The sequence below is a fragment of the Halalkalibacterium halodurans genome (assembly GCF_004376175.1).
Classification (GTDB): Bacteria; Bacillota; Bacilli; order Bacillales; family Bacillaceae_D; genus Halalkalibacterium; species Halalkalibacterium halodurans.
Genome location: NZ_SNUY01000011.1, coordinates 36,451 through 62,804, shown reverse-complemented (window position 1 = coordinate 62,804; position 26,354 = coordinate 36,451). Strand labels below are relative to the sequence as shown.

Genomic DNA, 26,354 nt, shown 5'->3' with positions numbered 1-26,354 from the left:
TTTCTTCCTCTATTTGCAGTCCAACAGATGCAAAAATAAAAATTCTCCATTCCTTAGGTCCCATTAACAATTCTTTCAATTCGCTTGGTGGAATATTTCGTTTGTGTAAAAGGTAATGCAGATAGGCGGCCTGTTTGTTCCCGCCTTTAATTAGTTTTTTGCAATTTCTTCAAGGACTTCCTCATCATCGCCAAATCCATTGACTTCTTGCGTTAATTCAATCCAGCGCTGAAATTCCCCACCGATTGACAGTACTTTTTTCGCTACTTCAATAGGATCTTCTGTTTTATATACACGTCGCAATTCACCGCTTTTGAAGTCTGGATATACAGTTGTTTCTACTGCTATCCGTTCAACAAATCGCGTAGAGTCAAATTTTTTGACTTTCCCTTGTCCTCGTACTTTCTCGAATCGAGTGCATTCTTTTTCCAGTTCATTAATGCGCTCTGTTGTGATCGCTTTAAAAATAAAAGGAACTGGATTTCCCTTTTTATCTTTAAAGCGTGATGAAATCACTTCTTTAACTTCCTTAGCCTCTTCTATATTGTCAGGCAAAAAAATAGACATATCCTGCATTTCTACTGGTACATCTTGTACTTCGATTTGTTCATTTTTTTCTTTTTCGCTCATTGATTATCGCTCCTCTTAATTTAGAAATATAGAAAGGGCGCTAGCTGCGCCCCATGTGTATTAAGAAAATGAATCTGACAACGACTCTGGAATATCAAAGTCTTCAAACGTGAACGGTACTTCTTCTTCAAGCGCTTCTGAATCCACATCTAAACCGGCAATTTTCGCGCTGTCAAAATTGACATCAAACAGCGTGACACGCTCGGTACCACGTCCAGACGATTTGTCATCGAGCACAGCCTGTAGAGTGAAATAAGGATCTTCCCCTTTTTTCACGTAATTTAACATGATGCGTGCGAAACGCGATGTCACTTTGTAAAACGTGGCCGTCCCGGTACCGCTAGCACCTGTCGTTTTATGGCCCGTCATTCGACGCCCCATAATGTTAACCTCAGATTTCTGTTTTTCTATGTTTGCTTCTAATGACTTAATGTACGCCATTTCCTCACCGTCAAGAAAAAGACGCCCCTCTTTACCTGATATTGTATTTTTAGCGTGAAAACTCATACTATCTCACCTCCACATTGAAGTAGAATTTTTCGGCTGCATCTACAGGCTGTACAGCCGCATTAATCAAGAATCCATCACGATCCTCATTCAACGAAATTTCAATATCCGTTTCTGAATCAAAGTTTGTAATCCCATCATTCTCCTCAAGTGTTGTAAAATACACGCTGCAAAGAGTCCGAATAAACTGGATGCCGTCATCGTTGGCAGGAATATCATTCCCCGCTTCTTTCCGTGTTTTAATCAGCAGTTTTATTTCATTTGTTATGTCGTTGTTAATCCCATCGAGAACGCGAATGATCTTATTTTTGCGAAACAACTGATTTCTCTCGGACGTGAAGCTTGTAAGGGAGTTGATATCTCGTTCAACGCTAACTGTTTTATCTCGAGGATCGAAAGAAAATAGAAACTCGCCCTTCTCTAGTCGCTTGATAACCTCTTCCTCATCTCTTCGCTCTAAAACATCAACTGCCCCTTGATACTCCATAAACGTAAGCGATTGACGAAATGTTGCTGCTGCCGAAGCTCCAGCCACCCATGCAGTCGCTAGCTCTGGCGTGATTTCTGTACCATCTTCCAAGATAACACCGTCTGTTACGTTGATAATCCCTTCAAAGTCGCCTGGATAATTGGCGAGCACCCCTTGAACCTTAATACCTTGGCGATCACGAATACGTTTCACAAAAGACGTAAACGTTGCTTTCAACTGTTCATTCCCCTGTACCGGTAGAGCGATAGTATCAAAGTACTCTGTTTCAGCAGCCTCTAAAAATGCAGTATAATCAGCGTTGCTAGGTGTACCGTTAGCACCGCCTAACAAGAAGGTTCCTTGCGTTGTCTCTAAAATTCCTGAACCGTTAAACTCGACAAATCGGTTAGGTTGTAATTCTTCAATTGTGCCTACTGTTTGCCGATCAACTTCATCTGTACCAACAAACGTCAGAACATCGCGTTTGTCCGCATCCAATACATTAGGCTGAATGCGAATAGAAATGCTGTTTCCCATAGAACCGCCATGTCTCGCTAAAACAGACATGTCTCCAATTGTTGCTGCTGCTTTCTCCCCCTCTGTCAATCGATACAGCAGGACAGTTCTCGCCTTTTTCGCCGCTTCACGATAAAGCAACAACGACGGATCATCAATGTTGATCCCAACTTTTCGATTCAAATCTTCAACTGACGAGATAGAAACAAATTTTTTCGCTTCTCCCCAACTCGTTTGGATTGGGAGTGCGACTGTTCCCCGGTCGCCAATACCGACTCGTTGCAATGCGGTTGACTTAAAATTAAAGTAGATGCCAGCTCTTGCTTTCTCTACTCCTGGTGTAAATGTTCCACCATTCATTACTGTTTCGCCTCCTTATTCAGAAACGCCCGGATGCGGCGTTCAGCATCTGACTTAGTAATTTGAATTTCTTTGCAATCAAAAAGAGCACCATCGAAAACTTCCGGTTTTACTCCGAATAGTTCTCGGCTGTGCTCTCTTAGCTCGTGAAGATAAAATTTTGCCTCTGGTGGCTTTGTTGACCGTTTATTCTCTTTTGGTTTGGTCTCTTCACTCATTTTCTTTTAGCCCTCCTCTCATTTCTATTGTCTCAAGTGACAAGTATTGAGGACGGTCGTAGTAATAGCGACTCGTCCACTGAAAGACTATGACGGCCGTATTCAGATCACCCGGGCGAACATCTATGCGGCTAATTCGTACATAGTCGCCCGTGGGAGCCCCGTCCACGTCGAGCATGGGCAAAATCATTCGCACTCTCTGAAACTCGTCGTGTAGGGATTCTGCGACCGCTACCGCTACCCGTTTTGTTTTGTCAAAGAGTTTCAGATTCAAAGTATAAGACTTTGCAAATGTGCTAACAGTGTCATTACTCCCAAACGAGGTTGTAGGAGGAATGTACAATGCAGGAAGCTCGAAATCTTGCGGCATCTCCTCAATGTACAACTTTGCTTCTTTATGTCGCTCATGCAGATAGGCAACAATGGCTGCAACTTCAGGGTGGAGCTTCAATTCTTCCAACGTCATGCCCTCCCTTCGAATGTACGGTCCATCCAGCTCTGTAGCTTTTTCTCAAGGGATTTAGCAAACATTTTTTCAAAGATAAACTTCGCACTATCCCAATAACCGGTTCCATCCACCCACTTGATGGTCAAGAGCATTCCCGTTTTAGCGCTTTTGTCATAGACAAACTTGTCGCCCTTCCAATACCCCGGAACCCACCGTCGATCCTTGCCGGAATTAGGATTGACAGTGAAATGGCCATCATTAACGTATCTCGCATATTCAACGTTTGTTCCGACTTCCAACGACAAGCCGCCCTTGCTAATACGCCATACGTTGTCAGAATCGCCTTTGCCAAAGCTGTTTAGCAGGCGCCGAGTATCAACGGTCTGCGTGCGAATGATCTCATTCTGCACCTCATCAAGAAAATCCAAAGCCATTGCTTCGCCCCACAGCTTGATTTCCTCTTTAGCACCTTTTTTCGCAGCCTTGTCCACACTCTTGATAAAGTCCTCTAACCCACCAAAACCACCCTTACTCATAGATCGTCACTCCTCAAGGCCATCACGATAATGTGATGACCCCTCACGCTTTTAGGTTTCTGCAGCCTATACTCGACATAGTCGTCCCGATTCTCCCCGTCGTGCCATCTCACAAGATCGTTCATCTGCACATCGGTGCCAGCAGGAAATGTCACACGCATACGCTGCACAATGGTTGCCTGCGGTTCGCCCTGCACCACATCTTGGGCAACCTCTTCAAAATGGCAGAGCACATCTGTTGCAATCGGGGCATCTGAATACTTCCCCGGTACCTCTATGGGTACTCCATAGTTTTGTTGTTGCCCCGCCTTTTCAAGCCGATAGATGTCGCAAAGGTGATCAAGTAAGTTTAAAAGACTCATATGATCCTCATCCTCATCTTTACACCTCTCTCTGGATCATCCTTGCGAATATACTTCGCAAGGAGAAATCCAATATCAGGCTTTTGTATGTTCTGACCGTCGGCAAAGGTGTAGCTGTAATTTTCAAAGCGTTCTTGCTTCACACCTCGGGCTCGATCCTCATCTGAGTTAAGCACGGCATAAAACTGGGCTAGTTTTATGGCCGCTAGTTTAACCGGACGTGGCAAGGGATTAAATTCCGGATCCGTGAACCTGTGACCTGTCACACTCTCAATCTCGATCTCTGCCTCCAAGATGTCATCTTCGAGTAATTTGTCAGGACGGTTTTTTACGATCGGAAACGTTGTATAGTCTTTGACATCTTGAGGTGTTATAAGCGCCATGGCTTACTCACCGTCTTGTAATTCTAAAATCAAGGCGATGCGCTGCTCAGCATTCTTCACACTTTCTGCGTCTCCACCAAGTTCTTCAATAATTTTTTTCTGATCGGAAGCAGACAATTTCTCCAACTCACTATGTGTGTATGGAGTTCGCTCTTGTGGTCCTCCTTTTTCCGACTCCACAAAGTAGCTCATATGCGTTTTTGGCACGTCCTTGTATACTTCATCCTTCTTAAAAAAGCGTCCTCCAGGCACATGAAGGACGCTTTTACTCTTCAATTGATACGGCATTTTCAGTTACCCTCCTTTGTCATTATTAGTTTTATAGCTTAGACCCTGTTAGGTAAGCTACTGCATCTACTTCACGCAGCACAGCATCCAAATACGCAAACAAGATGTGGTACGTTGCATCTTTTGCGACAGCAGTTGCACCGACACCCGTGCGATTGTATCTCAAGTCACGAGTGAAAACAGGCTTGAGGTTTTTCATCGGTGTTAAAGCTGCAAATCCAGATTGTAGAGTTGCAACAATTTCAATTTGATATCCAGCAATTCTTACTAATTTACCGTCTTGTAAAACAGCATCTCCGAAGCCTGTCATACGTTGCGTAGCTTGAGACATTAGTTTGTCATGAGTATTCCGAGTCATAAACCAAGTGATATCATCATGAGCATTTTTATATCGCTCTGGGAGGATCTGCACGTGATTTATAAAGTCAAGCAGCGTCGGTTCCTCATCTCCCAAGTCTGTAACATATGGAGATTTCTTCATCTTTTTAACGAAGCCGTCAAGAATACTTAAGAAAGCAGCATCTTCTGCTGTAGGGTCAATCTCTGTATCCCCGTTAAAAATTAAGTCCTGCAAATCCACACCAAATTGTCTCTGGATCATTCCAATGACAGTATCCTCGATGTTCTCACCACGGACTCGTAAGTTATACCACACATCATCATCATTAAGCCATGTATCCCAAAATACTTTTTGAACGTTATACTCAATCTGACCATTATCGATACCGTCAGTTGTGTTATTTGGAGTGTGGTTCTTTGAATGTTTTCTTAAGCGGCGACTTTGAACACTAAGTGTGTCAATGGAACCTTTGCTGTCATTACGATAAATCGGATCTAGCTTTTGTAGTGTTGATGTTGTTTCGATCGTATCGATCAAAAATTGTTGCGCTTGTTGTTTCGGCATCGTGACTTCGATATCTTTTTTGATTTGCTGAATCGAGTTGCCCTTTTCCATTGCAATTACGTCGTTGTTATCCAATTTGATTCACTCCTTTTCTTCTTCTTCTTCTTCGGTTATTGAATTACCGATAAAAATGTTGCATATAGCTTTTTTCGACAGGTTGAGCTTGCGATTGTTGATCATCTGTAGACTGCTGCTGAGATCCAGCACGAGTTTTTTCAATAGCTTCCAAGCGCTTTGCAATTGGATCAACTGCAGCTGCAACTACATCCTCCAATTGTTTAGCTAACTTTTCCTCATCCGATAGCTCTTGCTCACCCGTTTGGTCAATGTTGGCATCTTGTCCTTTTTCAAGGGCTTCCAGTTTTTTGTTCAATGGGTCCATTGCTTTTTCAAGCGCTTGTTGAAGTTCCTCTGGTTTCACTTCGTTATCCTCCTTTGACTTTTTCATGTTTTCAGGCTTTGATGCCATTGCTTTCTCAACGGCCTCAGGTGATTGGATTTCTGACACAATTTCCTCAAACTCAATTGCCGCAGCTTTAATACGCTCAAAATCAGCAACTTGAGGTGTAGGGTTGTGCCAAATAGAAGAATAAAAAGCATCTTCCAGCGCATCCCAAACTGCCCATAAGTTGCGCCGTTGTTGGTTAGCCTCGTAATTGTCTCGGACTTCTCCCTTTGTAAAGAAGTTTTTAAGCAAAGTAAAAAAGCCTTTCATTTCCTCTTCGCCTTCTTGGTTTTTGGAAACAGGCTTTTTTTCCTTTTGCTTTTCGATGACTTCCGCTGACCCTGCCATGCTGAAACCTGTTATGTCACCCTTCTTGATCGCTTCCCAACTGTCGTTATCAGTGACTTTCACCGTCATCACCCAAGTACCTTCGGTGATCTCTTCATCACCTAGTGTCATATCCGATTTTGCAATCCAGGACTCAACCACTTCGCCTACGTCAGAAATAAAGTCGTGCTGCTTATCGATGTTCCGATAATCTTTTAAAAACTGATGGGCAGCCTTTTCAATCTCATCAGCTGTCATGAAATCTCCGTGAGCATCCTCTACCTCTGGCTCGTACACAACACCGGTAACAAGCTGCTTTTCCTCATCAGATTTCATGATGTTGACTGTCTTCTGAAAGACAGGGTCTTTTTCAGACTTAACGATGGCAAACTTCTTCCCGTTGGCTCCTTTGTCAACAAGTGATACATGTGTTATCTGTGCGTTTATTAATTCTCTTGGCATGTTCTCACCTCCTTTCATGGATTACTCCCATGCACCCTTACTGTTCATTTCAGCTAAAGCCTCGTCCCGAATCGCCTGTTTTTCTTCGGGAGACAGCCCAGTGATACTTTCGTCGACTGCTGGACCAAGCGCACAGTGGCAATTGACGCGTTCTTTTGCAGATAGGTTAGGATCGCGAGGGAACATGGCGACCTCCTCGCTGCCTGGGATCACAAACGGCTCGTCAACAGGGACCACCGTTCCATCAAGTGCCATATGGTTTTCCCTTGGGTCAATTCCTTTGGTTCCCGAATGCTTCCACCGTTTCCCGATGACAGCTGGACTTTGCGAATAGCTTTCTTGCTGCGCTACTGACGACGCTGTGAGAACTTCGGTTATAGCTGTGGTCCTTGCTCGCTGACGACTGAAAGACTCATGTTCCATGAGTTCGCGTTCCACGTAGTCTATTCCCTTTCCCTCATTTATGGCCGTGGTGAGAATCTTCTCTACTGAATTTTGGGTTGATAGATTCATCAGTTCGGCCAGTTCTTGGGACCATTCCTCGATCCACTTAATGGACCGATTAGATAACACTTGAAACGGTACTTCTGGATCAAGAGAATCCATGATCACCTTTGAAAACTCTTCAACTGACATGCGTAAAAAACGCTCCGATTCAGCAGCTAGCTCTTCGACAAACATTTCATAGGAAACATGCTCCTGAAAGTAGGATAAGATGGCTTCTAATGTTTCGCTATCATCCTTTGCAATAAACGAGTGCAAGGCATCGATAAAGTGATTCCTCATCCTTAAAAGCAAAAAAGCAATAACGGCCTCATACTCCTCAATGAATGTCTCTACTTTTTCTTTGCCTGGGAAGTCAGCAAGTACTTCAGACAGTTTAGAATCAAAAGCTAGCTCTTTCCTGATCAAGTCATTTAGATTCGCTACCAGATCCTGCACTTTATTCATCGTTTTTCCTCCGAACGGATCACATAATCTCGCAAATCTTTAAGCACGCTCACGAGTTCGGATTGATCGTGTGGTGCCGCCTTTTGGATTGAGTTTTGCTGAATCGTTTCACCATCGATAACTTGCTGCTCTCGTGCAAGTGGGCGATTATAGATCTCCTCTGGCCATTCTTCTAGCGTCTTACCCAAGATACGTCCGGCAGCATCACGCAAGTCGTTTGGCGCTAATGCGCGAGCATTAACAAAAGGAATAAGTACTTTCGCAATTTCCATAGGATCACGGAAGTCTGGACCTTTGGCGACCATGCGAACAAGATTCAACCCAAGGTCAGGCAAAAACAATGAATTGAGCTTTCCTACGATTTTATTCCTCATAGGTTGAAAGACTTGTTCTTCCGTTACCTTACGCGCTGTATCCGCCGTAGCTCGGTTCAGATCTTTTGCTTCTCCCACATAAATAGGCGGCAATCTAAAGGACGAGCGCAGCTTTTCTCGGTGTTTTTCATCGTATTCCAGAAAAAGAGCGTCCTGCTGCAGCATTTCGGCAAGACTCTTAATTTGCACCCTAACATTAGATACATTGTCCGCGTTTAATTTCAGATCATCGGTAGGCTTGATTCCTTCCACCTCTAACAGTAGGAATTTATGTGCATTGTCCACCCCTTGCGCCTGATTCATGTACTCTTGTAACTCTTCGTATGAGTCTTCGCTAAGCATCCCGTTTTCTACAAGAATTGCAGCAGGTATGTGTCGACCATTTTTGAAATACAAGTAGTTTAACTCCTCTGCTTTTCTGGCCCCATACATCCCTATTAAGTTCCCGATCCATCGCGGTATGCCATAAGCTCCACTTCCAACTTTGAAATGAATGACCTCGGTGGCACGAAGATTCTCGGGTGTGTTGTCATCAAATTTCCCAGTTTTAGAGTTCATGATTCGTGGATCTCCATATTCCTTGAAGTAGACAATTTTCCCATTCACCATCTGCGCATACCGCCTGAACCTTTTCCACCTCGTGTATGTGCTCGGCTTCCCTTGGACGGTTATAGGTTCTTCAATTTTTTCTGGAACTGTGCGAGTACAGACACGCATGTATTGGCTGTCCATGTACTGGATTTCAGCCGGTTCGCCTTTGACATTTCGCATTACTTCGAGGTACCCATTTCCCGTCTTTTCCATGTCTGCGATTGCGTATTCGATTATGGTTTCAGCCCGTTCATCATGATTTAGATATTTAATGAATTCCTCGAGCTGCACCCACTCTTTTTCAGCTTCCACCTGTTTCGCAGATCTACGGTTCCCGTCCTTCTCGTCTTTGGCAGCATTAAAATCAAACGTATATTCAGGCTCTAGACCGAAACCAATTAGGTTTGTGCAATAGGCATCTATACACTGCTGAAGTACAGTAGATTTTTCTGCAATCACCTTGAGTTCTTGGAGATTATAGGGAGGCATAATAACATCTAGTCCATACCATTCTTTAAAGTCATCCTGATAAATCTGTTTTGATGACCCCGACAATCCTTGTGCCTTTATTACACGTGCTTTAACTTGTGGCTGCGACATATCCTACCTCCTTTCTCGTCTAGTTCGTCCGCTCGGTCGCTTGCGCTCCGGTCGTTTTTCTTCCCTTTCTTCCTCATCAATACGATTTTGCAAAATCTCTGCAATTCCTGTCGTTGCGTCTGGCGCGTCGTCGTGGGCATTCTTACCGGACCGTTGGTACTCTGACATAGCTTGGTAGTATTCCGGCCATCTGTCTTTCCAGTCCACAGGAAAAAGCACCCTCTTCATCACAAAGGTGCTGTTCGACAATATTCGAGCTTGTTTGTTCTTGCTTTGATGGAATGAACGGACAATCGTCGGCGCTGTCGGATAGTTCAGGCGAAGGATACGACGAACACTACGTGCAGCCCCTTCACCTCCGTTATTCGATTCAAAGTATCCGACGTTGACGTTATTCTCATTTAACGTGAATGCAACATCTGGCTCCGTTTCCTCCAAATCAGCTTGCGTGTAGATAACATCGAGGACATAAGCAACACCCTGGTATATTCCAGCTACGACAGTACACAAGTAATCGTCTCCCGTATCTGCCACATCCGTGTATGCAACAATTCGCTCAAACAGCAAAGAGCCATCTTCCGCTTTAGGCAGCGCGGTATATGTCTTAAAGTACTTGTATAATCTGCCGCGTTGATCGATCGTTTTCTGGTGATAGTTAGCCCAAAATACACCCTCCTCCATCTCGGACATGAAATACTCATAACGCTTTTTGGAGAGGATTTGCTCACATAACATCTCACCAGTGGTCTTGCTTTTCACCTCGATTTTCAGAACGAACCATTCTTCTCTCCCTTTGCCATCAAGAATACGACCGCATATATCCTTCTTTGCCCACCTAGTCATATTCACGATCTCGATCGGGTTTCCGCTTTCTTCTTCCAAACGAGAGAGAAATGTCCCTGTATACCAAAGCCATTGTTTGTCTAAGGCATTCTCGTTATACGCCTCTTCTGCGTTCTTAATCGGATCGTCAACGATCAGGATGTTTCCACCCTTACCTGTGACAGAACCACCAAGACCAGCGCCTTTGTAACTAAAGTGCTTACCTTCCAGCGCCCATTCCCGATAACTCGAGTTGTCACGTCGAATTTTGATATTCGGGAAGATATCCGAATAGACCAAGTGCTGCGGTGCAACCTTTTTCTCCGCTATCCCATCACGAGTATTACGGGAGAAGGTTGTGGCCATATCCTCATTGTAGCTGGCCGTAATGATCTTGTTATCGGGATCATCACCCAGCAGCCATTCACAAAACATGTTGAGAGTTCGTGATTTCCCATGACGTGGGGGCATATTGATGATCATTTTTTCAAAAGGCTGTGATCGATCGGGAATTAGTTCCCACTCAAACTCTTCTATAAACCAGTCGGGAGCGATCTCTTTTGCCAAGGAATAAAAGTATTGTTTTGTAAGGTGCTTCCTATATAGAGCTTCGAGAGTTTTACAATAGAGTTCTAGATACCATCGATCCTCTTTGTAGAAATCTGGCGCCCTGGTCTTACAGAAGTCCCAGAAATTACGCCTAGCATTCAAAATCGTTTCACGCATGGCGCGTCGCAATTTCTCTTCTAATAGCGCTCTACGATAATCCATACTTTTTCAGTTCCTTTTCTAGCTCTTCGTCTGAAAGGTTAGACAGATCCACATTGTCCTTCACAAGATCAATTTGAGCATCCTTCTTTGCAGCTTCCTCATCCAACTTCAAGCGACGCAAGGCAATCTCTGTACGCTGCGAATACGCCTCGGTCATCTCGAATAACATCTTGATGGCTTTTTGCTTCTGATTTTGCACTCGTGTGAGGGCGTCTTCAATCTTCAGTATGTCGTCAATCTTTCGATATGTGGTCTCTTCCTCTTCGACAACGACTAACTCTTCCTTATTGACTATAACCTCTTTAAAGCCACCATTTTCAAAGTCCGGCTTTTCAACTGGCACCTTCGTTTTTCTTAGTTGTTTTAGAATCCGCACTTCCTTCTCTGTCATACCCTCTATGATGTCGTTTATCCTTTGCAACATTCGCCTTTCCCTAATTGCAAGGATACGGATATTCTCTTCAATTTGAGAGACAGGAGACGTGTCCACAATGTCGAATAGTGCCTGCTCCTCTTCGGACAATGTGTCGATAAGGATGGATTCATACTCGCCCGTGGTGAGTGCGTTCTTGTTCCCTCGTGGTGCAGCTCCGCCCGAATTTCCTACTGCATTTTTGTTGCCTTTGGGCGCAGCACCGCCTTTATTACCTTTGGCGTTATCGTTGCCTTTAGGAGCTCCCTGTTTAGGAGCGCTCCTTTTCGGTTTAGGAGCGCTCCCTTTCAATTCATCTTCCCAACGGTCTTGAGCTTTCCATTTGCGGATGGTTGAAGCCGAAACACCTAGATAGGTGGCAATGTCCTTCAATTTCGCTTCCCCGTTGGATTTTAACCACGCTTCTTTTGCTTCATCCCTCCGCGGGTCTCTCGGTCTAGCCATCTACATCACCGCCACCCCCATATATTGGTTTAAGTTTGTGTTTGTTTCAAAACTCGTCACGCTGGAGTTGGAGATCAAGTTCGACGAGTTTTTTTAGATCGTCCCCTGTATTAATCCCCAACAGGTACTTTGCGTATTTCCATCGTCTCACTCCGTTACCTTGAATAACCTCTTTATATATAGGTGGCATTCGTACGACAAAAAAAGCCTATCCCGTAAAAGAGAATAGGCTTTGAGAAATTTGTTGGCGTATTTTATTTTCTGCACGTTCAATCGTCGTCTGGATTGTGCTCTTTGAAACGCACAGCAACTTGGCAATATCATCGTATGACAACATTTGCCCTCGAGACATCAAATATATTTCTTTTTCACGATCGGTGAGCACCGACAGAGCATCCTCAATGCGAATTTTATCCCATTCGGTGATGGCATTTTCTTCTCGACCATCCTCTGTCCATGAATATGAATCGCATGTAGAACGGAAAAATTTCTGCATTTCTAGCGGATCGAAGCTCTTTTCTTTTTGATATGCGGCCAGCCTCTCCACCCCTCTGCGGTTGCCTGGTTGCCTGCCGGTTTTCATCCACTGAATGGCGTATTTAAGATCGCTTGCCATGCTGCCCAAGATTATTTTGTCATCTTCCGCTGCCTTCTCTCGCATTTTTTCGACGTCGTGCAAAGTCTCTGTATACTCTTCAATCAATTCTTGCATGGACAACCGCCTCCTTAAATTTTTTTAAGCAAAAAAGGACACCGACAGACACGTGTATCCCGTAATCCAATCAGTGTCCTCCAGATGTCTGGTAGAACTATTTAAAATTCTTCTCCCTCGTCAAACTTAATTCTTTTCACCTTCCCCTGGTGAGTTAATACTTTGGTTTCACCATGAGGTGGTAAACTCGTTATTTTAGCCCGCCCATCAGATACCACTACAACGAATGGTCCCTCGCGTTTCATTAAATCTATTTCGATTTTTCCGGATTGATCTCTAACTTCTCAAGGCGCATGTATGTTCCCCCTTCAGAATGTGATATACTAAAGTCGATAGAGTTTTGCCGTTCCGAAAGGGGCGGTTTTTTTATTACACAATTAAATGTTTTTGAAAAAATTAATGTTCAACCGTCACTCCTCCATTTCATAATATTGTTTAGATTTTTGTCTGATCTGCGCTTGCTTTAACTTTGCCGGTAACTCAGCCTGTATGTGCAATTTATAATGATGCGGACAAAAGTCTACGTTCAGCCCCATTTGCTTTGCGCATTCACCGCACATTGGCAAATCGCAAGTCTCGTGTCTACAACCGGAGTTTAATTCAACGAATTTTTTATAGTTGTTAACAAAAATTGGCGAGTTGTTATACCCGGTCACATAATCACATAATTTAGTTGCCTCTCTAACTCTGCAAATGGCACAAGGGTTAGAGAAAACCCGCGGATTGTTCATGCTTATCTCCTTCTCAGTATGACTCTACTAGGCATAATTCTCCTTTTGATTTCCACTTCGTCTTCATAATCCCAATCACTACCTTTAGTAACTCTAAATTTTCACTCCTTCGCAATATCCTTCTACTTATTGTCGTTCCCCGCTATATTTTTTAACGATTCGACATCCCTTTCTAACTGAGCAACTACCATCCGGAAATCCCTTGGCATACCATGTTTCAAAGCTTCGTCCAATTCCTCTTCCCATGTCCAACGATGGAATTTAATGCCGTTATTTTTCATGATTTCAACTACACGTTCGAAGCGCCGAGCGTTTTCCATTACCTTTTCTGCTTCATTTTCCTTCTGCTCAGCCTCTTTGATGGCTTGCTCAGCTTGTTTAGCGAGCTTGTTCTCGTAAACATTTGCCAAATATCTGCGATGGGTTTTATCTTGCATAAACGCCTCTATCTCTTCCCTTTCATCGCTAAAAAAAGGGTGTCGGTCACTTTGCACTCGACTCATAAGGATGTAATAGAGCATGTCAGCATGCATTTCAATTTCTCGGAATTTTGATTTCTTGCGTGTATATAACGCTCCGGTTTCGGGGTTGAACCAGATCAATCCGACATCTTCTGGAACCTCATCAGGCGAAATAAGCCCCTTGGGACATGCAAAGTTGAAGCGATGGCACATGTCTTTGTATACCGGCCACTTGCTGTCGTTGAGAAAGTCTTGACGTGATACCTTGACCTCATACCCTGTGATACAAGGCTTGGCCCAGCTCTTTTTTATAGCTAGGGCATCTATAATTGCGAGCTCAGAAGCAAAATGAGTAGGTCCATTCTTCACTTCGGTGAGAAAGAAATCTTGATGGTGTTTTTTGCTTAAGGCTCTTTTGATCAAATCCGCTCGAACGTTCATTTTTTCTACACCTCTCATTTACCTAGGCATGTTGTTCTTCCCGATCCATAAGAGCCACATACCCACGACTTGTTAACACTTTGTGGATAAAAAGACGTCCTTCCTGCGTCCATTCCGTGTTTATAGCGATATCTGCCCGCCCATCGCTGCGTCTAATATCGACGGTGCGCGACTTAGTATAACCCTTATCATGATAGGCTGCCTTGAGTAACCACTGACCGCGCAACTTGTACTGAATGCCTTCTTCTTTCAAGATTTGGTTCAGCCTTTGAGCACTCATCCCGTAGTCCTTGGCAATCTGTGTGGTGGTCATGGTCTTTCTGGACAGAAGAATCTGGTCCACGTAGTTCGCTTTCTCCTCATATTCGGCTGCTCGTTGCTCCAGCAACCGAACCTTCTCTTGTTCCTTTATCCATTGTTTAGCCCTCTCGATCGGGTCCTCAATCATATAGGAGGGGGCAGGGGCAGCTTCTACCTGGTATACCCCTGTTTTGCGGATTGACGGGAGGATTTCATGCGTGACCCACCTTTTAAATTTCTTCGCTTCAGGCTTCCGACTAGATAAAACTAAGCTGTATAGCCCGAACTCGTTGATAATATTGACTTCTCCTTGACGCCCTAACTTGAAGTTAGACCGTTCATCTTTATCTAATCTGCTTACTGCTCTTGTAGGATTGGAGAGTTCTAGGATTTCGCAGACGTCTTTTGCAACAAACCAAACCTCACCATCGATTATGACCGTTCTCAATTCTGCGTCGTGATAGTTAAAAACTTTTTGAAGTTGCTGCATGTTATTCCCCTGCCTTTCGATCCGGTTTCTTTACTTGGGCCAATTCAGTCCATACCCATGAGTTTTTCAATTGTTTATTTATGGATCACACCTCAGATCAGTTGTTCTCCTTTGTTTTCCTATCAGGTAACGAGTTATCCCGATACTCCTCCCGAATGACCTGCTTTTGCCATTCAATCCAATCAGCCCTAGTCATTTGACTGCTTTTCTTCATCAAACCAGCTCCTTTCTGGTTCATCGTTCCTTCACTACAATGATTTTTCCGCGACTTTCAACGATCTCGTATGCTTCAAAATCAAAGTTGTCACTGTCCTCAATAATGACTTCATGGTACGTGTCTTTCTCGAGAGTAAAATGCTTATACAACAAACCAACTGACAAACTGAACAAGATAAGACTCCATACGATTAAAGACTTTTTATAGTCCTTTTCCGTCAACATGTAGACAATGATGAAGATCGATATCATTAACGCGATTCCACCAAATATGGCACATAATTTGATCAACTCGCTTGCTTCTTGATAAGTGTTTAAAATTTGCATCATGCACCTCGGCTTTCCTGTTTCTTCTCTTCCTTCCGCCTCTGCAGCTCCCTCGCTGCTTCATAACGATATATAAGCCTCGCACTCTCATCTTTTGCTATATAATGCAGTTGTTGATCTGTTGCTTTTCTAATATCCACGCTTCTGCACCTCAATAGCCCGACTCTTGACGCTCGTGATTAATCTCGTTCTTTTTTAGATAGGCTTCCTCGACTTCTTCCCAAGCGAATCCTAGGACTTCGCCGAGTTGTAGATAATGTTCGAATGCATGGAACCACTTGACTGCAGCGTCACTTGATTTTTTATCGTGATACACCCACCACATTTCAGCTACATAGCGGTTGATGAGTGCAAACAAAGTTCTTGCATTTGGGATTCCACTCTTATTAAAGATCATATTCTCGTTAATGTTCAGGTCGTTGCCGATCGATAAGAAGAAATGCAGGCAATCAACGTATTCTTCTAGAAGTTTATTTGCTACCTTTTTCCTAAAGTGCGGGTAATCTTCAAATTCAGGAATATGTTCACCAGTTGATGATGCATAAGTTTCCTTTGTCATATCCCAACATGGTTTACACATTGAGGCACTATCCCCCATGAAAGGACTTGGTCTTGTATGGTCTACGTACTCACCACAATAATCGCATTCCTCTTGCTCTACTTCCGGAGTTTGTTTATTACTCCAAAACTTAAACCCTCGCCATTCGTTAGCCAGTTCACCCAGTTCCACTTGTAGGGCTTGGATCTTATCAAGAAGAAGGTCTTTATCTTCCAAGCCTTTTCTCTTCTTGATATGTTGATCTAGTGTCGCTTGAAGCCTGAAAAATCTACTAAGTTTCATTTAATCTGCTCCTTATCTTTAACATTTTTTTAAGCTTTTTTATTTCACTTTTCAGATAATCTATCTCCTGTTGTGAACTTGGCTTTTTGAGCGAAATATTCAAGCTATTAAGGATTTTTTTCAGCTTAGGGACACTGACAGTTTGCTGCTCCTTAAGTATCCTTCTAAGCTCCTGTTGAGCTTCTTGGTATTTCAACTCTGTCACCTCGTCCCTCACTTAGATCGATGCGGTAATCTTTAAGGGTTGTCATTTGATCACTCCCACAAGTGCTTGAACACTATCGATAGGTAATCACAATAAACGTTTGTGGTAGGAATCAACCACGAATTTTCACGCAGCTCCTTGATCGCGATTGATTTTCTCCCTCCCTTAAACATCCGATCCCAACACGTTTTGATGAAATCAATCGGGACCAGGTACCGTTCATTCAATGCCTCGAACTCAATTATGAAGAACGCTATTGACCCCAAATTTTGAACGGAAATTAGGTAATCTACCTGGTGTTCACTTATGTTTTTTAATGGGAAACTTGTCTTGTTTATTGTGCTTTTGGCTTCGAAATGAATTGCCCTTCCACCCCGAATGGTTCCGCTAAAATCTACCGTCGATTTTTCCATCGGGGTGGCCTGACTTCTATTCGATCGCTTGTCATAATAAACACGCCAAGGTGTTGGTATTTTATCGACAAGCGCTATACCTTGGGCCCTATATGTGCTATTGGTATGGATGATGCCCTGTTCAAGGGCCATCCCCCTTTTACCGTAGTTAACTACCATGTGATCCTCCTAAGCGCTTGCTGATTTACGTTTCTTTAATTCGTCAAGAAAGTTCTCTCCCTGGACTTCGAAGAGTTTAATCTGTTGCTGTTTTTCTCGCTCTTCTTTCATTTTTTTGGCACATGTTGGCCCCAGCCCCAACTGACGACTTCTTGCTGTCTTTAGCTGACGGCCACAACGAAGGCAAGTAGTATATAGATCATTTGACTCCATGTTTTTTCCACTCCCTTTCTTGGATTTCCCACCGCCGCTTGATGTCCAGTAGTTCTTCCTTCCGCTTTTCCCAACGGCGTTCAAATTCTTTTTCACTTAACCTGGGTGGCTTGAAATAATAACCGTATCCAATATCCTCCACCGTTCCGTTCATAGTTCAAGCCCCTCCAATCTATGATTCAGTTCTAGCGGGTCACCTTCTAAAACAACCGTGAAATCTCGGCACATTTCATAGATTCTCGTTCCAAGTGCCTCGTCAACTATGATCAATTCAGAAACGTTTAGTTCCGACGAAACCATAATAGGTTTGTGATTGATATATCGGTGATTAATGACCGCATACATTTGTTCAATCTGCCATTCTGTTGCACGCGGCTTTTTATTCACTGGTTTAAATAAATCATCGATGAACAGAACATCAATGCCCTTCATCTTCTCGAGCTTAACCTCTAATTCATCGAGATCATCCCGTAAGTCATTAAATCCCTCGACATACGGAAAATAGAGCACCGGCACGCCCTTCTTGCGCATTAGACTATTTGCAACGGCCGTGATTAAGTGCGTTTTCCCCGTCCCTGGTTGGCCAAGAAGGGATAGACTGTTTTGTCTATTGCCATGAATCTCATCAAAGCGTTGATAGTATTCGAGGGCGCAGTCATGTGCCTCAAGGATTAACTCGTGTTTTCCTTCTGTGACGAAGTTGGCAAAAGCTAGCTTACGAAATTCATCTGTTATCTCACTAGCTTTCATGATTCTCTGAACCTTCATCCATTCCACACATGAGCACCTTATCCAAACCTCATCACCTTCCGAATTTCTACCGAGGTAGCCTCGTTGGTCTTTGCACTTCGGACAATCGTATTCACGCTCGTTTTCCGATTCTGCCGACGCGACCGCTACCGATTGGGATTGTTTTGCTCTTTCCTGCAACTTTCGCAGTACCTCGCCTATCGGGTGCATACGCTCCTCCTTTCGCGCCCTTCTTTGCTTGTTCGCGAGCAATAAGCTCGTTATACCGATCTATGATGTACGGTTCGCAGTACGAAAATGAATTGATCTTTGATCCAGGTCGCTTGCTCTTTTCGTAATCTCTGAAGCAGGCCTCTAATAGTTTAATAGCTGCCTTGATTGGTACAGTAGTGAGAGTGCGCTGAATAGATGCATAATCATCTGGTTTCAAATTAAACCCCGACGCCCTAAGCTCTAGATAGCGATTAGCAAGCATGTCGACCGCATCGCCTTCTGAAGTTTGTGGTATTTCTGCACCAAAGTTTTCTCCTTGGCGATCGTCACGCAATGGACCGGGGAACGACACCCCGCCACTTTCTTCTCCTTCGGCTGGCGGCCTTATATTAGATTTAGTAGTAGTAATATTACTTATCTCTGTAATATCTTTATTAGATCGGACATTTTTGTCCGGGTGATTGGACGTTTCTGTCCGTTCTGGTTCGGACATTTTTGTCCGTTCTTTAGCTGACTGGACACTTATGTCCGATCGGGCTTTTTTGTCCGAACTGAGTCCGCGTTTTGAATTTTTAACGCTGAAAATTAAACCGTAAGGAGCTCTAGTGACACGAATATAATCATGTTCTGCAAGGTCTTTCACCCAACGCCTTACAGTCTTTTCATTCACACCGAATATCTCCGCTAATTCGGTGATCTTAAGGGGCTTATTCCCAAGAACAATGCCCCACTTTTCCCCGTCTCGCTCTACCTCTTTGGTTGTCGAGCTAACACACCAAAGGAATAGCCAGATAGCGTTCCCCATTCGTCGGTAGTGCTCTGCTGTAAGAAGCCCGCTGTAAGTGGTGAACGGATATGACATTGTTCTTGCTTTCCCCCTTTACTCTTCACGTTTTGTACAAACTGCTGTCATTTGCGAAATCCTCACCAGTTGCATCTCTGGATGGGATTTTGCAAGATAACCTTTAACGTACCTTTTGAAGAGCAATTCTTTTTTACTTCGGTCTTCTACCTCATCAACCATCCACAAATAAAGTTTAGGTATCTCGACATGGTAAAAACCTAATTCATTACTTATCATCACCAGTGCCTTTCTTTTGATTTGCCTTCATATCAGTTAACAAAGTGAGCAAATCTAACCCTTGGCTTTCGGTCAATTTGTAAATGTCAGAAACACCGTACAGGCTGTTAGCTTGAGCGATCAGCTTCCTTGGTTCGAAGCCCTTTTCCAACCATTTGGTTTTAACTGCTTCTATAGTTTCAGAACTTACATACTCAAAACCGTTGGCTTCTTGTTCCGCTGCTTCTTCTTCTGTTTGCAAGCGTGTTTCTGCGGCCCCTTCGTCGGTGACAGCATCGAGAAAATCATTAAAAGAAATATCCTTCACACTTTGTCCTTTTTGATAAGTCATTGTACGATCTTTCTCAATTACTCCAAAGCGTTGCCCTTGACCATTTGTTTGAAGGTGAATAATAACATCTGGTTGATACTCGGTTTTTTTGTCAGCATCGATGCTAGTACCGACCTTTTTTCGGTTCTCCCCCTCACCTTCATAAACATCTTTCACCCAACCAGTAATGATGACGTGGCAAGGTAAATTACATAACCTTGAAATGAGAGAGGTGTATTTTTGCTTGATGCTTCCCCAATCTCGTTGAGTTAGAGACACATCTTCAATACTTCTTCGCTTTCTAACGGCACGCTTTTCAGCGGCTACTTGAGCTGCATCCTTAAGCGTTTGATATATGTTGGTAATTGGATCAATAATCAACACGTCATACTTATCAGGATTATTTTCGATATGTTCGATGGCCGCGATAACATCCGTATATTTTCTTGTTTTGAAAACATCAAACTCGAACTTGTCAGCATAGAAATCTGTACCATTTTCAGTATCAATGACTGCCTTTCTACCATTTGCTAAAAGAGCGAACCAACTCTTACCGACTCCGGATGCCCCGTACACAACAATCTTTAATTTCTTCTTTACTTTCTCGGCAGGTTTGAACATTCAATATCCCTCCCTTGCATTTTTTGGAGGGCCACCTTATACTAAGGTGTAAGAGGATAGTAAAGGTGACCCTGAGACTCGTCAGACGGCAATCTGGCGGGTCTTTTCTTTTTGCTGCGACTTTAAAAGCCGATATCGATCTAATATGTGTCTCGGCTCTTTTGACATTTGGTGTGCACAACGTAGGCACCCTTCCGCCTCACCTAACACCTCGATATGGTGGTAAAGGTAGAAGTCCTCACCTTCAGTAAACGTGACTAGCTTCGTATTACGCATGTTCTCCCCCCTATCTAAATGTCCTTGCTTTTGAAGCAATACGATAAAGTTGCATAACTTTTGGATTCCTTACTTCAAAATCCTCAATTCGATCCTTTCCAACCAGTGGTATTTGATAAGCGACCTCTAAGTCAGTCATGAAATTGGCTAGACGTCTATCACGCTGTTCCGAAGGTCTAAAACAAAGGATTTCGTTCAAGCGTTTGGTGTACCCCACTTGTTCAGTTGTTGTCATCAAGGTTTTCCGCCCCTTTCCCCTTTTTCTCACCAATGGAGATCTCTGAAATCAAATTTGTTTTGACTTCAAACTGAAATTGCTCTATTTCCTGAATGGTCCTTTTAAGCTGCTCCAATTGACGAGAAGCCCTATCGAACATCCGATCCAATTCTTTTAATTGCTGCTCTGTGTTGGCGATCGAAACTTGAGCCAACACAGAATGAAGTGACATTTGTTTTTGGCCCATGACTTCACTTCCAACTGATTTTGATCTTGTACTCAGGAGAATCTACATCCCCATGGTTAATATCAACTTTGTAACCTTTGTCAATAAACAACTTTGAAACTTTGTGATGATACGAATACCTGATAAACTCAGATGTATCAAACACCTCTATCACGGTTTCATATTGACCTTTTTGAGCTGCTCTAACAATTTCAGCTTCAATGTGACTCGTGATCTCCTTAAACTGAGATTCTGCTAACCTGTCCCCACAACTCCGAGATAGTAAGTTTGCTTCACTTGCGTTCATTTATTTTTCCCCTTTCAAATTTTGTTGGTGCTTAGCCGCACCGAGAGAGACACAACCTAGGGGAGATAGATAGAAACGGGGGGATGGTTGTGTCCCTCTCGGCAAACCGCTAAGGCTTGCCAAGTTAGAATCACTATGCTACTATGAAATTGGGAAACGAGTGTTTTATGAAACGTCTGCTTTCGGGAGGGCAGGCGTTTCTTTGTGTTTGTTTAATGGATTATGTTCCTCTTGGAACCGAATCCGTTTCATTGTGATTTTGTAAGCTAGGTTATAGAGCATTTTTTTCTGCGCCTTGCGTGCCTCATTTCCATATACAGCCGTTAACATGAGTGCTTTTCTTCTTAGCGCATAGCAAATGTGTTTCATCCCCATGCCATCTAGCTCTACCTCTCTCCCCTTCTTTAAAACCTTTTGATAATCCAGAGAGAATAAATCCTTTTCTGCTCCTTTGAGCGTTCTCACTTGGAGCCTCATTGCCGACAAAATTACTTCCAGTTCCGCGCGATTTAAATCTTTAAGCGGTTTTGTCATCATCATCCATTCCTCCTTGCTATCATCTGGCGAGCCATAAGGCTTCCCTGCCACTGTTTGACCTCTTTACTGAAGGACATATCAAGACGACTACATAAATCAATTACAAGCGTTTGAGCCGCTGCTGCTGCGTCGAGTAATTCATTTATTGTCCTTTCAACATGGGAAGTCTCAGCACCTGACATCATATCCACCGGCTTACTCACATCGATTTCATTCAAATGCTCCTTGGCCTGCTTTAGCTCCCTACGAGCTAAGAATGTTAGTGCCGCTGGATTGTGCTCTACAATAGGCCCGTCCAAATATGGGATATAGACTCCCCCAGTCGCATCGCGTTGTCGCTCCAAGGTGAATACTGCATCATCAAGCGCTTGGCAATAATACTTCCAATCCTCTTTATTGACCTCTCTTCTGCCTGTTTCGTGGAGCGCTACGCTTGATCTACAAAACGGTAACTTTTCAGCTAACTCATGTTGCGTGAGACCTTTTCGTTGTCTGGCTGCTGCGATATCTGTTCCGATTGCCATTACCTTCCGTCTCCTTTCGTAACATTTGACAACTATGTTTGTTGCAAGCAGGTTGCTATGCTTTGATTAAAGGCTTGTCCAGTTGGATAGGGATGGTCCCCTATCAAGGATCAGTTTCAGTTGTTGTTGCGATCTCTGATATAACTCCTGCCATGTCCTTTAGAACGCTGTTTCCGTTTGCCCACTCACGGTCAAACCATTCTTTGCGTTCTTCAGGCGACATGTTCACAAGGTTGGAATAAACAGTAACCGTTGAGTTTCCTAATTTCATTGTCTTGCTGTCCATATGCTCATCCCCCTTTGATACATTTGTATGCTTAGGGGGGAGGTGGACGGTCCTAGCTAAGTTCATTAGCAAACCTCCTTTCACATGGTTTATGAAACGGACGTGTTTTTACCCTTTACGTGTAACTTCTCTTCAAAAAAAAGTTCTTCTACATCAGCTCCTAGAATTTCTGCTATTTGCTTTGCTTTTTCTAAACTGGGTTTATTCCGTCCGTTTTCTAAATTAGCGTAACCACTTGCATATTTGTATCCTAGTAACTTCGCCATTCGGGTTTGAGAGATCCCTTTTGAAATACGGACTTGCTTTACTTTAGATAAATTCAATTTGTTCACCTCTCTTTACTCGTTTTGTGTAGCTGTTAATTACATAATAATTACTCCTTTCGTGTAAGTCAATACTTTTTTATTCTTTTTGTGAAACTTTTTATATTTTGAGTGTAAATCATGATAAAATTTACACAGAAAATGAAATTGGGAGTTTTCAATATGGCTAATATAATTGGTAAAAGACTTCAAATGCTGCGAGAAAAAGAAGGATGGACTAAGTCTCTCGTTGCAAAAAAATTGAACATAAAAACAGTTTCAACGTATGCGAATTGGGAATATGGACTAAGACAACCAGATAATGAAATGTTAGTTAAAATAGCAAATCTTTTTGATGTTACTACAGATTATCTACTTGGCAGAACAGATAACCCTCAAGGTTCAATAAACATTCACTATGATGGCGGGAACGGACTTGAACTGGAGGATGAGGATGAGGAGATTTTTTTGAAAGAGCAGTTAGAACAATACCGTAAAATGAAGGAACGTATGAAAAAGCGTCTGCAACAGGACGAAAAAAAATAAGTCTATTTTCCTTATTTTATTCTTGTAAATTCAATTTAATAAGTGCTAAAGTAATGTTACAATACCTAAACTAGGGAGTGGGGATTAAATTGGGATACAAAGATGTAAGAAAAGGAAACACCCAAGCTCAATTTAACGATAGTGCTGCCAACTTTTTATTCGGTGAGTGTTTTGTGGTTGCTATAATTGCAGGTTTAGCAACTTTTAATTGGGCTGTGTTTGGTTTAGTTTTACTTGCTTTACTCGTCACCACATGGTTTAGAAAAGGGGCAATTATATTAACTATTATATTTTCTATTTGCTGGACGCTCATTGGGTTTGCAATAGGCGCTGCTTTAGGCGGTCCAATAGCTGGGATAGTATTTGCCATCATAGCCTTATTGGTTTCTGCTGGAACACATATAGGAGCAATAGAGTGGATGGATGACATGGCTTCCAGAGAAAAAAACGAAAGCCATTGATTCAAAGTATACATAAACTAAAATCTGGTTTACAGAAAGATAAAATTAAAGGCCCATTAGGGCTTTTTTCTAAAACAAAAAACAGAACATACATTCCTTTTTTTAGTTTAGGGGGGATCATTATGCGCTTTGCTACATGGAGAGAAACAAAGATAACTCAACTTATGATCGACAAGGGGATTCTAACCACTGATGACCTTAGTATAGAAAACTTATCCGACAAGTTTAATCTCGATGTGATTTACGGACCTAAAAGAAGCCATTGTATCCATGAAGATGATGAATACGCATTAATATATATAGATAGCAGGTTGTCTCCTTACGAGCAACGGTATAAATTTTTTCATGAGTTTGCACATGTTATATCTCATCCAGGGAATCAAAAAAATTTACCTGAAGACTTTTCAAAATTACAAGAGAATCAAGCAAATTGTCTTGCTTTATATGCTGCAATGCCTCGTCATATTTTTATTCCTGCAGTAAAGCAATATCAATCTATCAACACCTTAGAAGAATTATTTAAGCTGCCTAGAGAGTATATTATCAGACGTTTCATGACTATACGTAATCAGGTGAAGTGTCAGGCATTCCAAAATGTCATTCAATTATCTGAAATGAAAAGAAGAAGAAAATCTCTTCAACCTGAGCATATTTATGAATCAACGAAACTGATTCTACAGCAATTAGCAGATCAAGTTGGTGCAGATAACATTAATGCTGATATAAGGAAGCTGCTCTGAAACTTTTTGTTTTTGCTTTAGAAAGGAGAAATCACTATGCGCCCCACTGGATTGGATGTGTTCATTTATTTGCGTAAAAGCCGTAAGGACTTAGAAAGGGAACAAAACGGAGAATACGATACACTTGAACGCCACCGTAAACAACTTTTGGAACTTGTAAAAAAAGAGAATCATAATTTGGTTGCTCCTCCATTTGAAGAAGTTGTATCTGGTGAATATATAAATGAACGTCCCAAAATTCAAGAGCTCCTAAGAGAAGTAGAAAACAGTGCTGCTGATGCAGTCCTGGTGATGGACCTAGACAGGCTGGGTCGCGGTGATATGTTCGATATGGGATTAATATACCGAGCATTTGCCTATAGTGAAACTTTAGTTATCACACCAACCGAAGTAATCGACCCTACCGAAGAAGGAGCTGAACTTTTATTTGGTGTTAAATCTATCCTTTCTCGCGAGGAATTAAAAAACATAAACAAACGATTACAGCGAGGACGACGTGCAAGTGCTTCGGAAGGAAAGTTCATCGGCAAAAAACCACCCTATGGATACTTGCGAAACGAAAAAATGAAACTAGTTCCAGATCCAGAAACAGCATGGGTGGTAAAATTGATATTTGAAAAAATGTCGGAAGGCTATGGCCGACATGCTTTAGCTCGTTATTTGGATGAGCATAAAATCCCACCGCCTGAGCGTGCAAACCAGTGGGAACACTCTACTCTTACGGCGATAGTAAAAAACGAAGTTTATACTGGTACAATCATATGGGGAAAAACTAAACAATATAAACGTAATGGAAAAAGGGTTAGGAAAAAGATGCCTCGTGAGAATTGGATAATCAAAGAAAATGCACATGAACCAATTGTCAGTAAAGAACTCTTTGACCGCGCTAATGAAGCCCATTCCTCTCGTTGGCGTCCCCCAATGGTTGAGCCGAACACTCTCACTAATCCATTAGCTGGGCTTCTACGTTGCTCTATTTGTGGACGTGTTATGAAATACCAGCCAAATCGAGACCGCCCTAATCATCATATTCGTTGTTACACAAGGACTTGTGCTCCTTTTCATAAGGGGGCTGGATTACACTTAGTTATGGACAAAGTAATAGAATCTCTATCGGATATATTAGAATCGATAGAGTTTGAAGGTGAGCTACTAGAACGGAAGAAAGTTTCTCTTATACCTGAAAAAGAGCGCGCCCTTAAAGAACAGCAAACTGTGTTAAAGAAAGCTCAAACTCAAAAAGATAATCTTCATGACCTTTTGGAGCAAGGAATTTACACAATTGATGTTTTCATGGAACGCCAGCAAGCTATCACTGAGCGGATCAAAAACGCCCAAGAGAAAATTGCACAACTCAAAAAAGAGATTGATATTGAACAAGAGAAAGAAAAACATTATGATCAGTTTTTGCCTAAAGCCAGAAATGCATTAAAGGCATTTTATGAAACGGATAATGCTTTTGAAGAGAATAAACTATTAAAAAGCATAATTGAAAAAATTGAGTACACTCGCAAAAAAGATTGGGTAGAACCTGATCATTTTGAAATAAAAATTTATCTTAAAATTTAATGCCCTAAATTAAATGGCAAACCCTAATACAATTTTAA

The 26,354-nt window shown here is 42.5% G+C and carries 41 protein-coding genes; 4 read left to right on the top strand and 37 right to left on the bottom strand.

Annotation, left to right across the window (positions count from 1 at the left end; all coding sequences use genetic code 11):
- Positions 1-150: 150 nt before the first annotated feature.
- The 37 genes from E2L07_RS05745 to E2L07_RS05575 all read right to left on the bottom strand — a co-directional run bounded on the left by E2L07_RS05745 (position 151) and on the right by E2L07_RS05575 (position 23,021).
- Positions 151-630, bottom strand: coding sequence for a phage tail assembly chaperone (locus E2L07_RS05745; RefSeq protein ID WP_053431737.1), 480 nt, complete (start codon positions 628-630; stop codon positions 151-153).
- A 60-nt stretch (positions 631-690) separates the two neighbouring features.
- Positions 691-1,137: a phage tail tube protein gene (locus E2L07_RS05740; RefSeq protein ID WP_134229087.1), complete on the bottom strand. Its 447-nt coding sequence runs from the start codon at positions 1,135-1,137 to the stop codon at positions 691-693.
- Position 1,138: 1 nt separating this feature from the next.
- Positions 1,139-2,482, bottom strand: a complete 1,344-nt coding sequence (locus E2L07_RS05735; protein ID WP_134229086.1) for a phage tail sheath family protein — start codon at positions 2,480-2,482, stop codon at positions 1,139-1,141.
- The gene (locus E2L07_RS05730) at positions 2,482-2,700 is read right to left on the bottom strand and encodes a YqzN/YkzM domain-containing protein (RefSeq protein WP_134229085.1); all 219 of its coding nucleotides are present in this window, start codon (positions 2,698-2,700) and stop codon (positions 2,482-2,484) included. Before E2L07_RS05730 ends, E2L07_RS05735 begins: the two co-directional genes overlap by 1 nt.
- Positions 2,693-3,160 carry a hypothetical protein gene (locus E2L07_RS05725; RefSeq protein ID WP_053431741.1) on the bottom strand — a complete coding sequence of 156 codons (468 nt, stop codon included), beginning with the start codon at positions 3,158-3,160 and terminating at the stop codon, positions 2,693-2,695. The genes E2L07_RS05730 and E2L07_RS05725 overlap by 8 nt, the downstream gene beginning before the upstream one ends.
- 2 nt (positions 3,161-3,162) lie before the next feature.
- On the bottom strand, positions 3,163-3,684 hold the full coding sequence (locus E2L07_RS05720; protein ID WP_134229084.1) for an HK97 gp10 family phage protein: 522 nt from the start codon (positions 3,682-3,684) through the stop codon (positions 3,163-3,165).
- Positions 3,681-4,046 carry a DUF3599 family protein gene (locus E2L07_RS05715; protein ID WP_134229083.1) on the bottom strand — a complete coding sequence of 122 codons (366 nt, stop codon included), beginning with the start codon at positions 4,044-4,046 and terminating at the stop codon, positions 3,681-3,683. Before E2L07_RS05715 ends, E2L07_RS05720 begins: the two co-directional genes overlap by 4 nt.
- Entirely contained in the window at positions 4,043-4,429 is a 387-nt protein-coding gene (gene yqbG, locus E2L07_RS05710; protein WP_134229082.1) for a protein YqbG, read from the bottom strand. The genes E2L07_RS05715 and yqbG overlap by 4 nt, the downstream gene beginning before the upstream one ends.
- Positions 4,430-4,432: 3 nt before the next feature.
- Positions 4,433-4,717 carry a hypothetical protein gene (locus E2L07_RS05705; RefSeq protein ID WP_134229081.1) on the bottom strand — a complete coding sequence of 95 codons (285 nt, stop codon included), beginning with the start codon at positions 4,715-4,717 and terminating at the stop codon, positions 4,433-4,435.
- A 31-nt stretch (positions 4,718-4,748) separates the two neighbouring features.
- The gene (locus E2L07_RS05700) at positions 4,749-5,672 is read right to left on the bottom strand and encodes a phage major capsid protein (protein WP_134229080.1); all 924 of its coding nucleotides are present in this window, start codon (positions 5,670-5,672) and stop codon (positions 4,749-4,751) included.
- A gap of 67 nt (positions 5,673-5,739) precedes the next feature.
- Complete coding sequence (locus E2L07_RS05695) at positions 5,740-6,855, bottom strand: XkdF-like putative serine protease domain-containing protein (RefSeq protein WP_134229079.1); 1,116 nt, start codon at positions 6,853-6,855, stop codon at positions 5,740-5,742.
- Positions 6,856-6,876: 21 nt separating this feature from the next.
- Positions 6,877-7,806 carry a phage minor head protein gene (locus E2L07_RS05690; RefSeq protein ID WP_134229078.1) on the bottom strand — a complete coding sequence of 310 codons (930 nt, stop codon included), beginning with the start codon at positions 7,804-7,806 and terminating at the stop codon, positions 6,877-6,879.
- Complete coding sequence (locus E2L07_RS05685) at positions 7,803-9,371, bottom strand: phage portal protein (RefSeq protein ID WP_134229077.1); 1,569 nt, start codon at positions 9,369-9,371, stop codon at positions 7,803-7,805. The genes E2L07_RS05690 and E2L07_RS05685 overlap by 4 nt, the downstream gene beginning before the upstream one ends.
- Before the next feature lie 3 nt (positions 9,372-9,374).
- Entirely contained in the window at positions 9,375-10,964 is a 1,590-nt protein-coding gene (gene terL, locus E2L07_RS05680; protein ID WP_243854916.1) for a phage terminase large subunit, read from the bottom strand.
- Positions 10,951-11,841 carry a phage terminase small subunit gene (gene terS, locus E2L07_RS05675; RefSeq protein ID WP_134229076.1) on the bottom strand — a complete coding sequence of 297 codons (891 nt, stop codon included), beginning with the start codon at positions 11,839-11,841 and terminating at the stop codon, positions 10,951-10,953. Before terS ends, terL begins: the two co-directional genes overlap by 14 nt.
- Before the next feature lie 208 nt (positions 11,842-12,049).
- Positions 12,050-12,553: a sigma-70 family RNA polymerase sigma factor gene (locus E2L07_RS05670; RefSeq protein WP_134229075.1), complete on the bottom strand. Its 504-nt coding sequence runs from the start codon at positions 12,551-12,553 to the stop codon at positions 12,050-12,052.
- A 101-nt stretch (positions 12,554-12,654) separates the two neighbouring features.
- Complete coding sequence (locus E2L07_RS20750) at positions 12,655-12,798, bottom strand: XtrA/YqaO family protein (RefSeq protein ID WP_166740026.1); 144 nt, start codon at positions 12,796-12,798, stop codon at positions 12,655-12,657.
- A 608-nt stretch (positions 12,799-13,406) separates the two neighbouring features.
- Positions 13,407-14,186 carry an MmcB family DNA repair protein gene (locus E2L07_RS05665; protein ID WP_053431755.1) on the bottom strand — a complete coding sequence of 260 codons (780 nt, stop codon included), beginning with the start codon at positions 14,184-14,186 and terminating at the stop codon, positions 13,407-13,409.
- Positions 14,187-14,208: 22 nt separating this feature from the next.
- Positions 14,209-14,976 (bottom strand): phage antirepressor KilAC domain-containing protein, encoded by a 768-nt coding sequence (locus tag E2L07_RS05660; protein WP_134229074.1) that lies wholly within the window; start codon positions 14,974-14,976, stop codon positions 14,209-14,211.
- 234 nt (positions 14,977-15,210) lie between these two features.
- Positions 15,211-15,522, bottom strand: coding sequence for a hypothetical protein (locus E2L07_RS05655; protein ID WP_134229073.1), 312 nt, complete (start codon positions 15,520-15,522; stop codon positions 15,211-15,213).
- Positions 15,519-15,659 (bottom strand): hypothetical protein, encoded by a 141-nt coding sequence (locus E2L07_RS20745; RefSeq protein ID WP_166740025.1) that lies wholly within the window; start codon positions 15,657-15,659, stop codon positions 15,519-15,521. The genes E2L07_RS05655 and E2L07_RS20745 overlap by 4 nt, the downstream gene beginning before the upstream one ends.
- A gap of 11 nt (positions 15,660-15,670) precedes the next feature.
- Entirely contained in the window at positions 15,671-16,360 is a 690-nt protein-coding gene (locus E2L07_RS05650; protein ID WP_134229072.1) for a dUTP diphosphatase, read from the bottom strand.
- Complete coding sequence (locus E2L07_RS05645) at positions 16,350-16,565, bottom strand: hypothetical protein (RefSeq protein WP_134229071.1); 216 nt, start codon at positions 16,563-16,565, stop codon at positions 16,350-16,352. Before E2L07_RS05645 ends, E2L07_RS05650 begins: the two co-directional genes overlap by 11 nt.
- A gap of 50 nt (positions 16,566-16,615) precedes the next feature.
- Positions 16,616-17,137: a Holliday junction resolvase RecU gene (locus E2L07_RS05640; RefSeq protein ID WP_134229070.1), complete on the bottom strand. Its 522-nt coding sequence runs from the start codon at positions 17,135-17,137 to the stop codon at positions 16,616-16,618.
- 9 nt (positions 17,138-17,146) lie between these two features.
- The gene (locus tag E2L07_RS05635) at positions 17,147-17,350 is read right to left on the bottom strand and encodes a DUF6011 domain-containing protein (RefSeq protein WP_134229069.1); all 204 of its coding nucleotides are present in this window, start codon (positions 17,348-17,350) and stop codon (positions 17,147-17,149) included.
- Positions 17,337-17,504 carry a hypothetical protein gene (locus tag E2L07_RS20740; protein ID WP_166740024.1) on the bottom strand — a complete coding sequence of 56 codons (168 nt, stop codon included), beginning with the start codon at positions 17,502-17,504 and terminating at the stop codon, positions 17,337-17,339. The genes E2L07_RS05635 and E2L07_RS20740 overlap by 14 nt, the downstream gene beginning before the upstream one ends.
- Positions 17,501-18,310 (bottom strand): ATP-binding protein, encoded by an 810-nt coding sequence (locus E2L07_RS05630; protein WP_134229068.1) that lies wholly within the window; start codon positions 18,308-18,310, stop codon positions 17,501-17,503. The genes E2L07_RS20740 and E2L07_RS05630 overlap by 4 nt, the downstream gene beginning before the upstream one ends.
- A complete protein-coding gene (locus E2L07_RS05625; protein ID WP_134229067.1) occupies positions 18,213-19,175 on the bottom strand; it encodes a helix-turn-helix domain-containing protein in 963 nt (320 codons plus the stop codon). Before E2L07_RS05625 ends, E2L07_RS05630 begins: the two co-directional genes overlap by 98 nt.
- A 208-nt stretch (positions 19,176-19,383) precedes the next feature.
- The gene (locus tag E2L07_RS05615; protein WP_134229065.1) at positions 19,384-20,325 is read right to left on the bottom strand and encodes an AAA family ATPase; all 942 of its coding nucleotides are present in this window, start codon (positions 20,323-20,325) and stop codon (positions 19,384-19,386) included.
- Between the two features lie 81 nt (positions 20,326-20,406).
- The gene (locus E2L07_RS05610; RefSeq protein ID WP_134229064.1) at positions 20,407-20,601 is read right to left on the bottom strand and encodes a hypothetical protein; all 195 of its coding nucleotides are present in this window, start codon (positions 20,599-20,601) and stop codon (positions 20,407-20,409) included.
- A gap of 10 nt (positions 20,602-20,611) precedes the next feature.
- A complete protein-coding gene (locus E2L07_RS05605) occupies positions 20,612-20,836 on the bottom strand; it encodes a hypothetical protein (RefSeq protein ID WP_134229063.1) in 225 nt (74 codons plus the stop codon).
- On the bottom strand, positions 20,823-21,065 hold the full coding sequence (locus tag E2L07_RS05600; protein WP_134229062.1) for a hypothetical protein: 243 nt from the start codon (positions 21,063-21,065) through the stop codon (positions 20,823-20,825). The genes E2L07_RS05605 and E2L07_RS05600 overlap by 14 nt, the downstream gene beginning before the upstream one ends.
- Before the next feature lie 4 nt (positions 21,066-21,069).
- The gene (locus E2L07_RS05595) at positions 21,070-21,351 is read right to left on the bottom strand and encodes a hypothetical protein (RefSeq protein WP_134229061.1); all 282 of its coding nucleotides are present in this window, start codon (positions 21,349-21,351) and stop codon (positions 21,070-21,072) included.
- A 165-nt stretch (positions 21,352-21,516) separates the two neighbouring features.
- On the bottom strand, positions 21,517-21,888 hold the full coding sequence (locus tag E2L07_RS05590) for a hypothetical protein (protein WP_134229060.1): 372 nt from the start codon (positions 21,886-21,888) through the stop codon (positions 21,517-21,519).
- Complete coding sequence (locus E2L07_RS05585; protein WP_134229059.1) at positions 21,888-22,412, bottom strand: helix-turn-helix domain-containing protein; 525 nt, start codon at positions 22,410-22,412, stop codon at positions 21,888-21,890. Before E2L07_RS05585 ends, E2L07_RS05590 begins: the two co-directional genes overlap by 1 nt.
- Positions 22,413-22,515: 103 nt before the next feature.
- Complete coding sequence (locus E2L07_RS05580) at positions 22,516-22,764, bottom strand: hypothetical protein (RefSeq protein ID WP_243854915.1); 249 nt, start codon at positions 22,762-22,764, stop codon at positions 22,516-22,518.
- 23 nt (positions 22,765-22,787) lie between these two features.
- On the bottom strand, positions 22,788-23,021 hold the full coding sequence (locus tag E2L07_RS05575; RefSeq protein ID WP_134229058.1) for a helix-turn-helix transcriptional regulator: 234 nt from the start codon (positions 23,019-23,021) through the stop codon (positions 22,788-22,790).
- A 162-nt stretch (positions 23,022-23,183) separates the two neighbouring features.
- Between E2L07_RS05575 and E2L07_RS05570 the strand changes: the two genes are divergently transcribed.
- The 4 genes from E2L07_RS05570 to E2L07_RS05555 all read left to right on the top strand — a co-directional run bounded on the left by E2L07_RS05570 (position 23,184) and on the right by E2L07_RS05555 (position 26,316).
- Positions 23,184-23,546 carry a helix-turn-helix domain-containing protein gene (locus tag E2L07_RS05570; RefSeq protein ID WP_134229057.1) on the top strand — a complete coding sequence of 121 codons (363 nt, stop codon included), beginning with the start codon at positions 23,184-23,186 and terminating at the stop codon, positions 23,544-23,546.
- Between the two features lie 89 nt (positions 23,547-23,635).
- The gene (locus E2L07_RS05565; RefSeq protein ID WP_134229056.1) at positions 23,636-24,007 is read left to right on the top strand and encodes a hypothetical protein; all 372 of its coding nucleotides are present in this window, start codon (positions 23,636-23,638) and stop codon (positions 24,005-24,007) included.
- Between the two features lie 122 nt (positions 24,008-24,129).
- The gene (locus E2L07_RS05560) at positions 24,130-24,747 is read left to right on the top strand and encodes an ImmA/IrrE family metallo-endopeptidase (protein WP_134229055.1); all 618 of its coding nucleotides are present in this window, start codon (positions 24,130-24,132) and stop codon (positions 24,745-24,747) included.
- Between the two features lie 36 nt (positions 24,748-24,783).
- The gene (locus E2L07_RS05555; RefSeq protein WP_134229054.1) at positions 24,784-26,316 is read left to right on the top strand and encodes a recombinase family protein; all 1,533 of its coding nucleotides are present in this window, start codon (positions 24,784-24,786) and stop codon (positions 26,314-26,316) included.
- Positions 26,317-26,354 lie beyond the last annotated feature (38 nt).